Origin of the sequence: Fictibacillus sp. NRS-1165 (genome assembly GCF_050468105.1) — a bacterium.
Taxonomy (GTDB): Bacteria; Bacillota; Bacilli; order Bacillales; family Fictibacillaceae; genus Fictibacillus_C; species Fictibacillus_C terrinigri.
The window spans coordinates 35,901-51,739 of the sequence record NZ_JBDPNU010000040.1 but is presented as its reverse complement, the minus strand read 5'-3'; the positions used below and the strand labels follow the sequence as shown (position 1 = coordinate 51,739).

The window sequence follows — 15,839 nt, the reverse complement described above, 5'->3', positions numbered from 1 at the left end:
CGTATTTACTAAGCTACAATTAGTTCATGGACAAGACAGATAAATGAAAAGCGGAGGTTAGGAAAATGAAGTTATTAGGAATTACTTCGTGTCCTAATGGAATCGCTCATACGTATATGGCTGCTGAGAGCCTGCGTAAGGGGGCCGAGGAATTAGGAGTTGAAATAAAGGTCGAAACACAAGGATCCATCGGGGTGGAAAATGAATTCACCGCCGACGAGATCCGGGAAGCCGACGGCATTATTATAGCTGCAGATAAAGCGGTCGAGAAAAGCCGTTTTGTTGGCAAAAAGGTGCTCGTCACTGGTGTGCAGGATGGAATTCATAAAGCACAGGAGCTCATCCGGCGTTTTGAAACCGGTGATGTGCCGGAGTATAAGGGTGACATGAAATCCATCAATGAAGTAAAACAGGAACGAAAAGATAAGCAGAATCCCTTTTACCGCCACTTGATGAATGGTGTTTCCTATATGATCCCATTTGTTGCGGTTGGAGGGCTGCTCATTGCTTTGTCCTTGGCCATCGGGGGACACCCGACGGACAGCGGGCTCCAAATTCCGAAAGATTCGGTTTGGAAGCAGATCATGGATGTAGGTTCAGCAGGTTTTACGTTCATGGTTCCGATTCTGGCTGGTTTCATTGCCATGAGTATTGCTGACCGTCCGGGGCTTGCTCCAGGGATGATCGGCGGGTATATCGCAGCCAATGGAAGCTTCTATGGAAGTGAAGCAGGTGCAGGGTTCCTCGGGGGTATCCTTGCTGGCTTTGTCGCTGGTTATATCGCCAAGTGGATCAAATCCTGGAGCGTTCCAAGAGTCATCCAGCCCATTATGCCAATCCTGGTTATCCCTTTACTTGCATCCATCGTTGTTGCCAGTTTGTTTATTTTTGTAGTCGGAGCACCAATCGCCAGCCTGATGGATTGGCTTACCGCTTTCCTGAATGGCATGCAGGGCGCTTCAAGCATCATTCTTGCACTGATCCTCGGCGCCATGATCTCCTTTGATATGGGCGGCCCGGTGAATAAAGTAGCGTTCCTTTTTGGAGCAAGTATGATCGGACAGGGCAATGTTCATATCATGGGCGCGATTGCGGCAGCGATTTGTGTTCCGCCGCTTGGAATGGGACTCGCGACATTGCTTAACAAGAAAAAATATGAAAAAGCCGAACAGGAAGCCGGGAAAGCAGCATTGGCGATGGGGCTCGTTGGAATCACAGAAGGAGCCATCCCGTTTGCGGCTAAAGATCCGCTGCGAGTTATTCCAAGTATTATGGCTGGATCGATGGTCGCTTCTACGATTGCCATGCTCGGCCATGTCGGAAACAATGTCCCTCATGGTGGGCCGATTGTTGCGGTGCTTGGCGCCATCAGCCATCCACTCATGTACTTTATCGGCATAGTAGCGGGTGTTTTCGTAACAGCTCTCTTAGTCAATTCTGTAAAGAAAAACGTAGCCTAACAAGGAGTGGAAAGCATGAAACTTACCGAATTAATGAGTAAAGATCTTGTAGATATCGACTTGAAAGCTTCAACAAAAAATGAAGTGATCGACCATATGATCGAAAAGCTGGATCAGTCGGATGCTTTGAAATCCAAGCGTAAGTTTAAAAAAGCGATTGAGAAGCGCGAGAAGGAAGGAAGCACAGGCATTGGTTTTAAGGTTGCGATCCCTCATGGGAAATCAAAAGCTGTTACTGCTCCGAGAGTCGCATTCGGGCTTAGCCGGGCTGGTGTAGGCTGGAACAGTGTGGATGGAGATAACGCCCAGTTGGTCTTTATGATTGCTGTACCTGAAGAAAGTGCAGGAAATGAACATTTGAAGATTCTGCAGATGCTTTCTATCAAGCTTATGGACGAAGCTTTCAGAAACCAATTATTGAATGTTCAAACTGTGGATGAAGCGTATGAATTATTGGAGCAGATCGGATAACCGACGTGCAGCACACCTGTCTAAGGTGTGCTGCTTTTTATTGTTTTTGCTAGTACGATAAGCCTGTTCTGTTCCAAATACTCTATCTGATTTTGTCTTAAACAACTGTTTAATTACCATTGAGTACCGCCCTTTTTATGGAGATTTGGCGATACATGCACATCACGCAGGCGTGCGGGCCAGTCTTTTTTTTTGAGATAGTTATTGCATAATTCTGTCATCCCGGATACACTTTTATTAAAGATTTATGAAAGCGTTTGCATAAGTTACACAAACTGCTCAAAAGGAGGAGTCTAGTTGAAAAAGGGATTAGGCATATTAATGTCACTGGTGCTGCTTTTAGGGATCATATGGGTTCAGCTTCCTGCATCCGCTGCTGCAAGCAGCTATCAAAAAGTGGTGATAAGGGGAAGTTTGCCTCCTTTGGATTGGGGTTCAGACAACAATCCGCTGGCTCTGCAGCAGGACGGGACATGGAAAAGCAACCCTATTCCGCTTACTGGAGGGAGCAAGCTTGAATTTAAGTACGTAAGAGATGGACAGTGGATGGATGGGGGCAATCTTGAATTCACTCCGCCACAGACGGGCAGCTATGTTTTCGTTTTTCATCCGGATGAAGAGAGAAAGGTGGATATTAATCTCTTGGAAGGGAAAGGCAAAGTAACCCTTAATCTGACGGTTCCGAAATCTACCCCAGACTGGGCAAACATAACGGCAGGAACAAGCCTGAACAGTTATAACTATTCTGTATCCAGCCTCAAAAAAGCAGGGGAACAGAAGTACAGCATCGAGCTGACTGGGGAACCCGGCCAGTCGTTCAGTTATTATTATGCGCTTGGTGATGCAAAGTTTAAAGAGGTAAGAAGCGAGCCCCGTACCGCTGTCTTCACAGAAGCCGGCCAGCCGGTGAACGATGAAGTAGAAAAATGGACCGCAGTGCCGGTTGCCAAGAATGTCACGCACGATTTCAATTATCAGCCGTTTATTCCGGACCATAAGGATAACGTAACGGTCAAAACGACAGTAGAACATTATGGACCGGTCAATAAAGGCGGAATCTACTATACTACGGATGGGTCGGCTCCATCAGGAAAAAGAGGATTGGCAACGCACGGAATGTTTGTGCCGATGTATGCTGTTTCCAAAACGAGCCTCGGGGGCGGATTGTATAAATCCGTTCTAACAGGAGTCATCCCAAAACAAAAAGACAACACGAGAGTAAAATATAAAATGGATGTATGGAGCACGGCGGGAGATGGTTCACAGTTTGCTGACACGAACAGCATCCAACCTGAGGACGCAACAGAATTTGCTTATTATATAGATGACTATCAGTCTCCTGAATGGGCGAAAAATGCTTCTATCTATCATGTTTTTGTTGATCGTTTTATGGATGGAAATCCGAAGAACAATGAACCGGTGGATCCTGATCTTTCCTATGACGAGCGTTTAAAGGGATGGATGGGCGGCGACCTTCAGGGCGTTAAAGATAAGATCAGCTATATCAAGGATTTAGGAGTCAATACGATCTGGATTTCTCCGGTTTTCAATGGGCCTTACTCCCATGGTTATCATCCGGCAGACTATTTAAAAATCGATCCGCGTTTTGGAACGAACAAGCTCATGAAGGACATTATTAAAGAGGCGCACAAAAAGGGCATGAAAGTCGTCTACGATCTGGTGCCGAACCATACGTCCATTCAGCATCCGTTCTTCCAGGACGCTTTGAACAATGGAACAACAAGCCCATATTACAACTGGTACACGTTTACGAAATGGCCAACGGAATACAAAACGTTTTACGGTGTAACCGAACTGCCGGAGTTAAATAACGACAATCCGGCGACCCGCAGCTACATGATGGATAAAGTCGTTCCTTTCTGGCTGAATGAGCTTGGCTTTGACGGCTTCCGCCTGGATTATGCAAAAGGGCCAAGCTACAGCTTCTGGGTGGATTTCAGGCATGCGGTTAAAAATCTGAAGCCGAATGCTTTTATCTATGGAGAAGTATGGGACAGCCGTGAAAAGATCAACACATACTCCGGCAAGCTGGACGGTGCTCTGGACTTCCCGATGCAGGGAGCATTGCTTGATGTGTTTGCCAAAGGACAATCCATGCATGAACTTAGTGAGGCGGTCCGCTTAAACGAACAGACATACAACCGTGAATATGTGATGGGCACGTTCCTCGACAACCATGATATGCCTCGCTTTCTATTCGAGTCAGGCGGGGATGTGAATAAACTGAAGCAGGCAGCTGCGGCACAATTTACACTTCCGGGAGCACCTATCATCTACTATGGGACAGAGGTTGGTTTATCGCAAAGCAAGGACCATAGCACGGTTGATGATTATAAGGACCGCTACTTCCGGGAGATGATGCCATGGGATAAAGCGCATCAAAACACTTCTTTAAAGCAGTACTACAAAAAATTGATCAAGCTGAGAAACGATGAGCCCGCCCTCCGTACCGGCAAGTACAAGGAGTGGTACTCAGACGATCAAGTCATCGTATTTGAAAGAAGCAATAAACATGACCGCTTCCTTGTCGTTCTAAATAATGGAAATGAAGAAAAAGTAACATTGAAAAAGTCATTTGATCATGGGCATGACCTTGTATTAAGGAATGTTTGGGATAAAAAGGACGTGATCGGGCCTGGAAAGAAAGATGATCTAACGATCGATTCAAAAGGAGGATCGATTCAGATCTTTGAAGTGGTAAAAGGAAAGAAGAGCGTTAAGAAAAAAGCATCCTGATGATAAAGGCCGCCCCCCTTTTCCAATAGGCGGCCTTTTTTGCTGCGATATAGGACGATTTTCTCACTATTTGGCAGGGGAAAGTAACTTCCTGTCGTAATTATAGGATAACAAACTCGTTGGGAGATAAACTGATGCTGACGGAAAAACTCCTTTTACATGTGTTGATTGTTCTGGCTCCGATTTTGCTGTTAAGCTTTTTTTTTGAAAAGCGTCCGATCGGACAATCTCCTTATTTCACAGGCATGCTTCATTCTTTATCTGCGATATTGTGTGTAGTTTTCGCCTTCTATGAAGGCAGCCTGTATTGGGATCTTCGCTATGTCCCATTGGTCATTGCCTTTTTATACGGTGGAAGATCGGCAGGAGGAATGGTTTTCGGGTTCATCTTTGTGGCAAGAACGGTTGTGGGAGGTGACGCGCTTGTTTTTGCACTGAGCGGTATCGTTCTGGCCGCAGCAGTTCTTTATTTCTATTGCAGTAAATTTATAGAGCTCTCTCCTGCAAAAAGGGTAAAGAACGCCATGCTGATGGGAGTGTGGCCGTCTTTTGTTCAAATCATGATCCTGTTTTCTTACACGTTCTATTATTACGGCGAAACGAACGAGGAGTTTGCACAATCGCTTTCCCATGTGCTTATCTTTGGAATCATTCAAGTATTAGCTGTCGGAACAGCAGCCAAGCTGTATGAACTGGTCATTGAACGGTCATTGATGAAGAATGAGATTGAGAGGGCCGAAAAGCTGAACACGCTGGGGGAGCTTGCTGCTTCGATTGCCCATGAAGTAAGAAATCCTCTTACCGTAGTAAAGGGATTCCTTCAGCTCATGCAACGGGACGATAAAGCAGACAACCATCCTTATATTCCTCTTGTGTTAAGCGAATTGGGCCGTGCCGAAGTGATCATCAGCGACTATTTAAATTTTGCTAAACCAGAATTTAAAAAACTCGAGCGTTTCTCTATATCACAAATCCTGTCTGATGTTATGCTGCTCCTCAATGCGCTGGCTGTGAAGCAAGGCGTGGAATTAGTGAGCGATTTGAAATCTGAACCTTTTTTGTTTACGGACCGGAATCAGTTGAAGCAGGCTTTCGTCAATATTATAAAAAACGCCATTGAAGCAACCCCTTCAGGGGGAACGGTTACGGTCAGCCTGTCAGTGTCAGGAGATCAGGCAGTCGTTACGGTAGCAGACACGGGCAAAGGGATGACAGAAGAGCAGCTTTCAAGAATTGGCACACTCTTTTATACGACAAAAGACAAGGGGACAGGGCTCGGGACGACGGTTTCTGTTAGAATCATAGAATCCATGCAAGGCAGGGTTTCCTTTAAAAGCGAGCTTGGCAAGGGGACTGAAGTCACTTTGCACCTGCCAACCGTGCAAAACGATTAAATCGGCCTAATGCTCTTGTTTCTGTTACACTTCTCTTAAGAGACCTTATGAAATGGTGATAACATGCTGGACATAGTAAAAGTTTCTGTAAGGGGACTTGTCGAATACGTCTACCGAAGCGGCAGCATCGATTCGCGTTTTCGCACGGCCACTACACTGGCCGAAGGTACGAAAGCCCACCAAAAAATACAGCAGTCATATGGAAAATGCGATCAGAAAGAAGTATTTGTTCATACAGAGATGGTCGTGGACAACCTTTCTTTTCTCATTGAAGGCCGATGTGACGGCCTGCTTTTTTCTGATGAACGGGTAACGATCGATGAAATCAAATCCACTTCACATGACCTGAGTTCTATTGAGGAAGATACATACCCCGTCCATTGGGCACAGGCAAAGGTATATGCCTGTATCTATGCCTCAGACCACGGGCTTGATAACATCCAGGTTCAGCTTACTTATGTACAGGTGGATACACAGGAGCAGAAGCGGTTTAAAAAAGAATTTTCCCGTGATGAGCTCATACTGTTTCTGGAGGAAGCGGTAAAGGCTTACGCCCCTTATGCCCTGCTGCAGGTGAGACATAGGAAGGAAAGGGATTACAGTATTAAAGAACTGCCCTTTCCGTTTGACCGATACCGTGAAGGACAAAGGAAACTGGCAGGGGCAGTCTATACGGCCATCGCAGAAGGTAAAAATCTGTTTGCCCAGGCGCCGACGGGTATCGGCAAAACGATGTCGACTACATTCCCGGCAGTTAAAGCAATCGGCGAAGGTCTGCTCCAGCGCTTCTTTTACTTGACGGCGAAAACAATCACGAGAGAGGCAGCTGAAGAAGCTGTTTTGCTAATGCAGGACAAAGGCCTTCGCCTGCATACTGTCACGTTGACCGCCAAGGATAAAATGTGTATGAAGGATAAGACGATCTGCCAAAAAGATTACTGTGAATTTGCAGATGGATATTATGATCGTGTAAACGGAGCCGTGCTGGATATATTGGAAAACGAAACGGTGATCAACCGCAGAACGATCCAGGAGTATGCTCTGAGGCACCAGCTTTGCCCATTTGAGTTTTCCATGGATTTGGCCTATGGGGCAGATGTGGTAATCTGTGATTATAATTATATATTTGATCCGAGAGTGTCATTAAAGCGTTTCTTTGAAGAGCAGAAAAAGAAAACTGCCTTGCTTGTAGATGAAGCCCATAATCTTGTCGACCGGGGCCGTGAAATGTTTTCTGCAGAAATCCACAAATCAGCCTTCTTGAACGTTTCACGTGAATATAAAGGGAGTAATGCAGAGCTTCAGAAGGCCGCCAAAGCCGTCAATGACTTCGGGCTTTCTGTGAAAAAAAGGTGCGGGGAAGCGAGAAGTCTTGTGATGGAAGACAAACCCGATCAACTGATTGAGCTTTTGGAAGTCTTTATTGCTCTTGCTGAAAGAGAATTGTTGAATCAAGGAGAAGGACAACAGCTTCTGCTCGATACCTACTTCGCGGCTCAAAGCTTCATCCGCATCTCGAAACTATACGATGACCGGTATGTCACATACGCAGAATACGAAAGAAGCGAAGTGAAGATCAAAATGTTCTGCCTGGATCCTTCTGTTCTCCTTCAGCAAATGGGCAAAGGTTATCTTTCGAGCATCTTCTTTTCGGCTACTTTTACGCCGATTGATTACTACAAGGACATGATCGGCTTTCGGGATGAAGATTATGCTCTGGCTATCCCGTCTCCCTTCAGACGTGACCAGTTTCAGATCTGCATCCAGCCATTGTCCACACGATACCGTGACAGGGAAAGAACAAGAGAGCCGATCGCACAAATGATTCATCAGGTGGTAAGAGAAAATAAAGGCAACTTTCTTGTATTTTTCCCTTCCTATCAATACATGTTTGATGTGTATGAACAGTTTTTGAATGAAAAATTCCCCTTAAAATCAATAGTTCAATCGTCTGGCATGTCAGAAGAGGAACGGGAACAATTTTTACAATTGTTCCAGGCGGATGCGGAGGAACCTCTTATTGGTTTTGCAGTGATGGGCGGCATTTTTTCAGAAGGAGTGGACCTTGTCGGGGACCGGCTTAACGGTGTCATTGTGGTGGGGGTAGGACTCCCCCAGCTTGGTCTGGAACGAAATATCATCAAGGATTATTTTTCATCGCTTGGAAAGAACGGCTATAATTATTCCTATGTATATCCAGGAATCAATAAAGTGCTGCAGGCTGGTGGAAGGCTGATCCGATCCGAATCAGACCGCGGGACAATCGTTCTTGTCGATGACCGCTTTCTAACCCGCCAATATCAGGCGCTCCTTCCGTATGAATGGCAGGACTATACGATCCTGAAGCCAGATTAGCGGGCCAAGAAGAACTGAACATAATGGAGGAGGACGCTTGCTCGTCTACGGGTGAGGAGTGGCCCGCATTCCGGTCACGAAACGAAAATAGATCAAAAGATAAAAGCTTCAGCATAGCGGATATTCCGCCGTGCTGAAGCTTTTCGTGTATCCAGCTTCAGCGCCCAGGTCCTCGAGGTCGCTTCGCTGTTATCCCTCAACACAAAAAACGTGTTGTTGGATAACAGCTCTAGCGCTTGTCGGACCTTAGCAGGGCGCTTGTGCTTTTCATGTTATCTCGCATTCAGTTTCTGATCGCTCATATAGCGGTAAATCGGCAGCTCTTCGCCAGCATCCGTTGGAATAAAGTTAAAGGTGACATAGCTGTCGATGGATTCAGGTTCAAGGGCAAGCGCAATAAAGTTGGCGTTCGGCTGCGCCATGCTGAACACGTAGCTGCCAGCAGGGAAGGAGCGGACGGTTTCCTTCACATCTGTCGTTACTTCATTCGTATAGTGCCCATTCTCGAGAGTGGTGGACACTTTTTTGCCGGTTACTTTGTAACGCTCAACCGATTTGGAAGCTGGCTTTTGCAGCTTCTGCACGTGAACCCCGAGCAATTCGAGTTTCCGGGCAATGCTGTGGTAAGCCGGCGGCATGATGTAGGCTGTCGGACGCTCTCTTTCCAGTGTTGGGTAGGCCTCGGTAGAGTCTTCCCAAACGATCGGGATGTTTACTTTTTTTGCTTGAGCAAGATCCACCACTTCAAGCTGCTGGCCAGGAACCCGTTTGTTCTCGCTTTTTACGACGATCGAATCTTTATCGTTGGCTTTATTGCCTTTATCCACGACATCCCGTGTTGCATTTGTGACCAGTGTTTTTATTTTACTGGAGTAGGCTGCGGTCGTTTTAATAAAGTTTTCCTGTGCGGTGGCCTGTGCGTAGACTCGACGGTTAAAATCAGCCCGGCCGATATTGATGCCCCTGGTCTCGATCAAATAGGTGAGCGTGTTCTTTAACCCTAGTGCGTTTCTTCCGATGCGGGTTTCTGTGCTTCCTTCCGTTGCGACAAGCTGGCCGTCATCATCCGTATCCAGTGTGTAATAATCGTGATGTGATAATTTCTTTTGATCGAGGGCCTGATTGACCTTGTTAAGAACCAGATTGTCCGATGTTTTCCTCAGCTGCTCTGGAATATTCAAGTTTTTTGCTGAAGAGATCAACAGATCATAAGATGAAACAGAGCCCTGCTCTCCAAACTTTTTGAAGAGGGGAGAATTTACAGTATACTCATGGGCATCCAGGACCACATCAGGCTTATATTCATTGACCGCTCTATGTACTGCTTGTACCTCTGGATATTCGACTTTCATGTAGTCGCGGTTTGCGTCAAGGTTGGTCGCAATCTGCCGTTTGAAGTAGTAGGAGCCATCTGGGTTAACACGGGGCACAATGGCGACGTTTACTTTGTCCAGAACATTACCCATCTTGCCCTGGGCCAGCTTCTGAGCGGTGACAAGAACCGATTCACCGGCAGCGGGTTCGTTTCCGTGAATTTGTCCCTGAATCCAGATCAGGGGCTTCTTTTTGTTGTTCTTAATTTTGTCAGGATTATCTTTGCTGAAGAACAGAATAGGCAGATCACGGCCCTCCATGGACTTGCCGATGCTTTTTAGTGTCACATACTTATTTTTGTTGTCGAGCTTCTTAATAAAGGAGAGCATTTCTTCCTGGGAAGTAAAGGGGAGTCGTCCCTTTTCAAAGGCAGGTGTGGAGAATTGTTCAGCTGGCTTCGGGAAGAGATAGGAGATGCTGCTGGGCTGAACATAGCTGGGACCGTAACCGTAGTAAGGCGTGAAACTCTCCGTTTCATCCGCAGCGGCCGCTTTGAGCGGGGCAGGTGAACAGAAGATACCTGCGGCAAGTGTCATTGCCATTACAAAAGAAGCAGAACGGAAGACATTTTTCATAATAACCTCCTGAAAATAATTTTTTGATTATTCAATAAATAACATACATAAAAGCAGGAGTGTAAACGATTCGTACTGCTCAAGGGGAAAACAGGAGATAACTACCAACACCGTAGGAGGAAATGTCGCAAAGCTGAGCGATTGGACCTATGACATATGGTGCCAGGCACCGCTTTTACATACTTGTGTAATTGCGGTGCCTGGCACCACATGGTATAATCCTCAGAAAAGTTTCAGTTAGAGAAACGGCAAAAGAGGAGTTTTTGAACATGAAAGTGGCATATTTAGGACCTCATGGCACATTTTCCGAGGAAGCAGCTCACCGGTATTTTAAAGGACATGACATCGAATGGCAGATGTGTTATTCGGTTCCTGAAGTGCTTGACGCGGTGGGTGAGGGGCTGGCTGATAAAGGAATTGCCCCGATTGAAAATGCGATTGAAGGGACCATTACAATGACGGTGGACAGCCTTCTTGTCCACGACCTTTATATCGAGGGAGAAGCTATTCTTCCTGTATCCCTCCATCTGCTCGCAGCTGCGGATACACGGCTGGAGGACATTAAAGAAGTATGGTCGATTCCCCCTGCTCTCGCTCAGTGCAGGGAGTACCTCAGGGAATTAAAAGTAAAGAGCCGCCATTTTGACAGTACGGCTTCTGCAGCACAGGCCATCAGGAATACGGACCGCCGCGATGTTGCTGCTGTAGCGTCTGAGTATGCGGGTGATCTTTTTGGTCTGCAGCCGATTAAGCGCAATATAGAGGAAAGCTTTGAGAACCAGACCCGGTTCGTTATTGTATCAAAAGACAAAACCCCGTTGGAAAACGCGGCAAAAACGATGCTTCAGGTTACACCAAGCGATGAGTATACAGGGGTCCTGTCTGCGATCCTCAATGTCTTTTCTGCACTCAATATCAATTTGACATGGATCGAATCACGGCCGACAAAAAAGAAATTGGGAACCTATCAATTTTTCCTGGAGGCGGGGCTTAGCTCTGTTCATCCATCCATCCAAAAAGCCATTGCCGTCCTGCAGACGTATGGCCACGAAGTGAACGTATTAGGAAGCTTTACCGCAACAAAACTGGACTAAAAACGAAACCGCTTTACGATAAGGGGGATTTCATGAAGGTTCATATTGCAAACGGAGATATAACGGGCAACAAGCTCAAACCTCTTGATGGAGAAGTGATCGTCTGGAGGGAGATGTATGACCTGGGCCCTGTATCAGCCGATATGGATGGGAAAAAGGTTAAGAACCGAGCAGAATTCTTTGAACGCAAAATGGGAGTCCCCGCGGAGATTTTTCTTCAGAACTGCCGTTGGCAGGAAAGCCGGTTGGGTAAACTCCCAAAGGAAACGGAGATTACTCTCTGGTTTGAGCATGACCGATACGACCAAACCATGCTGATGTACTTGCTGAAGTTACTCGATTCACTCGGACTTCACACATTATACATGGTAACAACCGATTCCTATCCGGGAATTGAACCGTTCTTTGGGCTTGGCCAGCTTTCAGAAGTGCAGCTTGCCAGCCTGGAAGAGCACCGGGTACCCATCACCACAGAGCAGGTTAAAGAGGGAGCGGGGGGATGGGACGCCTATTCCTCATCAAATCCGCTTGATCTTACAGGATGGCTTCATCAAACCAATTGCCAGCTGCCTTTTGCAAAAAGGGCCATGAAGCGTCACTTGGACTATTATCCTTCTTTAAAAAACGGTCTGAACCAGGTGGAAGAGCAGGCTTTTCAGTACATGTATGATGGCATCACTTCGTTTCATGAGCTGTTTCATAAGGTCAGTGGCCAGCGTCTGGATGACGGATTGAGCGACCTTCATTTCGCCGCTTTGCTCGACCAGGTGAAAAAAGGTCCGAAACCGCTTATTAAACGGACAGAAGGAACACTGCCGCGGTACAATATCGAACCTGAGGATGCTGTGATCGAGCTGACATATGAAGGAATTGAAGTGTTAATGGAAAGGGAAGACCGTTTTGATTATACATCAGCTGATTGGTGGCTTGGCGGTGTTTACAACGAGCGGGGAACATGGCGATGGGACGGACAAAACCTAATAAACACGCAAGAGAGACAGAGATGATCTCGAAATAAACCCTCCTTTAGTATCTATGTGAATGTTTTACATTTCTGTAAGATGTAATTAACCATGCCGGTTAAGATCAAACTATACGATACTCATTGTGCTTCATGGATAAAAAATGAGCAGGGGAGGGTTTTACTATGAGAACAAAGCCGGTGAGAAGCTTCAGGCTCGCCTTTCTGTTTTCACTTGTCTCAACAATGGTGATTGGAAGTTTCGCCTTTCTTCCTTTACTAAATGCAGCAGGAGACGGATCGGCTTCATCTCCGTACACTGTTTCACAGGCTATCTCTAATCAAAACAACAATTTGAAAACGGTTCAGGGCTATATAACAGGCCAGCCGACTGCTGCATCGACCGTAGTTACAAGCAATTATCCTAACGATTATGCACTTGCTTTAGCTGATACGGCAGGAGAAACGAACACTTCCAAAATGGTTTATGTGCAGATTCCTTCTTCTTACCGTTCGCAATTTGGGCTTCAGTCGCATCCAGCCCTAAAAGGAACCCAGATAAAAGTAACTGGAAATTTAACGTCTTACTTCTCTCATGCCGGCATTAAAAATGTAACCAATATGACAACTGGAGGCGAAGGCACACCATCAGAACCGCCGGCTTCTGATACGGGATCTTATTATGACAATGCCCAGGGGAAAACCGGTGCGGCTTTAAAAAGTGCGCTTCATAATATTATTAATGATCACACGGAGCTTTCCTACGATGCAGTCTGGAATGCCCTCCGCCATACGGATGAAGACCCGAACAACACCAGTAACGTTATTTTGCTGTATACTGGCCGTTCACAAAGTAAAACAGCAAACGGTTCAGGTGTGAACGATTGGAACAGGGAGCATGTTTGGGCAAAATCGCATGGGGATTTTGGAACAGGCATGGGGCCTGGAACAGACCTTCATCATTTACGTCCCGCGGATGTTTCCGTAAACAGTGACCGTGGAAATCTTGATTTTGATAATGGCGGTACAGAAAATGCAGAAGCAAGAGGCAACTACTCGGACAGTGATTCATGGGAACCGCGCGATGCGGTTAAAGGAGATGTTGCCCGAATGATCTTCTATATGGCCGTCCGTTACGAAGGAGACAGCGGCGAACCTGATCTGGAGATGAACAACAGTGTGAGCAACGGATCAGCACCTTATATCGGAAAAATGTCAGTGCTTTTTCAGTGGAATCAGCAAGATCCAGTTGACAGCTTTGAGCGCCGCCGCAACGATGTGATCTACAATAATTATCAGCACAACCGCAACCCTTTTATCGATCATCCGGAATATGCGGCAGCTATCTGGCAATAATCTGCTTTCACAAAAAAGCTGGTTCACCTCGGTGAACCGGCTTTTTTTATGTAATAGGACGTTAGTTGCAGAGTCGGAGAAGTATAGGTTAGTAATAATTTACTGTTTTATCTGTGTTTGTTATATATTTGCAAAATTTAACAAAATTTTCAGTTATCATTAGATAACAGCATGAAAATTTATATCTTTTATTAAAAAGGAGGAGATCCATTGCTGAAAAGGCCGCTTTCTCTCACATTATGTTCTGCATTATTGCTCCCAATCATGATGGGGGCAGGTGTGCCAGACAACAACCTACATAACAAGACAAAGGTTGTGCAGAATCCCGTCATCAAAGATGGGATGACGCAGCCCGTCTATTCGCTGGACGAGGCTGTTACTGAAAAGGTATTTATAGAAACGAAGTTTGATAGTGACAGAGATGGGAAGCGTGACCGGGTCCATGCGGATATCATCCGTCCAAAGGAAACAGAAGAGGGGCTTAAGGTTCCGGCTATTTATGAAATGAGCCCATACCGTGCAGGGCTGGAAGATGTACCTGTTTATGATGTGAATACGGAGCTCTATGCAGTACCGAAGAAGAGCGGTCAAGGAAATCATAAGGGGAAACCTTTTGCCGTAGGCAGTGCCGGAAACCTCCCGGGTTACTATGATGATTATTTCGTCCCAAGAGGATATGGGGTCGTGCTTGCGGAAAGCATTGGTACCGGGTTGTCCGGCGGCTGTCCGACAACAGGGGACGAACGGGAGATTGAAGGAACGAAAGCAGTCATTGACTGGCTGAACGGGAGAGCGAAGGCATATACCTCCGACGGAAAAGAAGTAAAGGCAGATTGGAGTACAGGCAACGTCGGAATGACCGGTGTATCGTACAATGGAACCCTTCCAAACGCTGTAGCGGGAACCGGTGTGAAAGGTCTGAAAACCATCGTACCGATTGCGGCCATCAGCAGCTGGTACGATTATTACAGAGGAAATGGTGCTGTCATCGCTCCTGGCGGATACCCTGGCGAGGATACAGACAACATGGCTGAAGCGATTTTGACTCGGGAAAATCCGGAAGCCTGCAGAGATGTGATGAAAGAACTGACAGTAGGACAGGATCGAAAGACAGGGGATTACAATAAATACTGGTCACACAGAGATTATGTGAAAAATGCCGATCAAGTCAAGGCTAGCGTCTTTGTCGTTCACGGGTTGAACGACTGGAATGTGAAGACAAAGCAATTCGCACAATGGTGGGAAGCGCTCGGACAAAACCATGTACCCCGCAAGCTTTGGCTTCATCAAGGGGGACATGCCAACCCCTACAGTTTCAGAAGAGATGTATGGCTGCCGACGTTAAACAAATGGTTTGATTACTGGCTGTACAACGTAAAAAATGACGTCATGGAAGAGCCAGCAGTAGACATTCAGCGTGAAGACAAACATTGGGATACTGAGAGCAGCTGGCCGGCTAGGAGTACGAAACAGGTGGAGCTGTATCTTCAGCCGAAAACGCTCAGCAAAAAGCCTGGCCGTCATAAACAAAAAGAGCGGCAAACCATCTTTGATGATGCGCAGCAAAAAGCAGAAGACCTTGTATTGAATCCGGAAACAGATTCGGCTAACCGACTCGCATATGTAACACCACAGTTAGAAAAGAATGTCCGTATTAGCGGAACACCGAAAGTGAGCATCCGTGCAAGCATCGACCGTCCCGTTGCGAACCTGACAGCATTACTCGTTGATTACGGGCCTGAAAAGACCGAGATAGTAACACGTGGATGGCTGGATCCACAAAATCTCCGTTCAGAGTCCCGGTCACAGGCTCTCACTCCTGGAAAATCGTACGCATTGGAGTGGAGCCTTCAGCCGGATGACTATGTGGTACAGGCGGGCCACAAATTAGGATTGGTCCTGCTGTCCAGTGATTACAACTATACCCTTCGTCCCAAGTCAGGGACTAAAATTACTGTGGAGCCGCAAAAGAGCGAGCTGATTCTCCCTGTGACTGGAGGTAGCCATTCGCTTCAATGGTGAAACCAAAAAAGCCTGCTGTC

The 15,839-nt window shown here is 46.4% G+C and carries 8 protein-coding genes and 1 pseudogene; 8 read left to right on the top strand and 1 reads right to left on the bottom strand.

The genetic code is table 11. The features are described 5' to 3' along the window. Positions 1-65 precede the first annotated feature (65 nt). The 4 genes and pseudogenes from ABHN01_RS17785 to ABHN01_RS17770 all read left to right on the top strand — a co-directional run bounded on the left by ABHN01_RS17785 (position 66) and on the right by ABHN01_RS17770 (position 8,437). Positions 66-1,931 (top strand): annotated as a pseudogene (locus ABHN01_RS17785) (fructose-specific PTS transporter subunit EIIC). A gap of 297 nt (positions 1,932-2,228) precedes the next feature. Beyond that, on the top strand, positions 2,229-4,688 hold the full coding sequence (locus ABHN01_RS17780; RefSeq protein ID WP_429876625.1) for an alpha-amylase family glycosyl hydrolase: 2,460 nt from the start codon (positions 2,229-2,231) through the stop codon (positions 4,686-4,688). A 134-nt stretch (positions 4,689-4,822) separates the two neighbouring features. Next, complete coding sequence (locus ABHN01_RS17775) at positions 4,823-6,082, top strand: ATP-binding protein (RefSeq protein WP_429876624.1); 1,260 nt, start codon at positions 4,823-4,825, stop codon at positions 6,080-6,082. Between the two features lie 63 nt (positions 6,083-6,145). Beyond that, positions 6,146-8,437, top strand: coding sequence for an ATP-dependent DNA helicase (locus tag ABHN01_RS17770; protein WP_429876623.1), 2,292 nt, complete (start codon positions 6,146-6,148; stop codon positions 8,435-8,437). Between the two features lie 272 nt (positions 8,438-8,709). On the opposite strand, the gene ABHN01_RS17765 is transcribed toward ABHN01_RS17770, so the two are convergent. Beyond that, entirely contained in the window at positions 8,710-10,386 is a 1,677-nt protein-coding gene (locus tag ABHN01_RS17765) for a M14 family metallopeptidase (protein WP_429876622.1), read from the bottom strand. Between the two features lie 269 nt (positions 10,387-10,655). Here ABHN01_RS17765 and pheA point away from each other — a divergent pair, with 269 nt between their 5' ends. From pheA to ABHN01_RS17745, 4 genes are all read left to right on the top strand, one after another. Next, the gene (pheA, locus tag ABHN01_RS17760; RefSeq protein WP_429876621.1) at positions 10,656-11,480 is read left to right on the top strand and encodes a prephenate dehydratase; all 825 of its coding nucleotides are present in this window, start codon (positions 10,656-10,658) and stop codon (positions 11,478-11,480) included. A 32-nt stretch (positions 11,481-11,512) separates the two neighbouring features. After that, positions 11,513-12,487, top strand: a complete 975-nt coding sequence (locus tag ABHN01_RS17755) for a DUF1835 domain-containing protein (protein ID WP_429876620.1) — start codon at positions 11,513-11,515, stop codon at positions 12,485-12,487. A gap of 200 nt (positions 12,488-12,687) precedes the next feature. Continuing rightward, a complete protein-coding gene (locus ABHN01_RS17750) occupies positions 12,688-13,797 on the top strand; it encodes an endonuclease (protein WP_429876643.1) in 1,110 nt (369 codons plus the stop codon). Positions 13,798-14,007: 210 nt separating this feature from the next. Continuing rightward, complete coding sequence (locus tag ABHN01_RS17745; protein ID WP_429876619.1) at positions 14,008-15,819, top strand: Xaa-Pro dipeptidyl-peptidase; 1,812 nt, start codon at positions 14,008-14,010, stop codon at positions 15,817-15,819. Positions 15,820-15,839 lie beyond the last annotated feature (20 nt).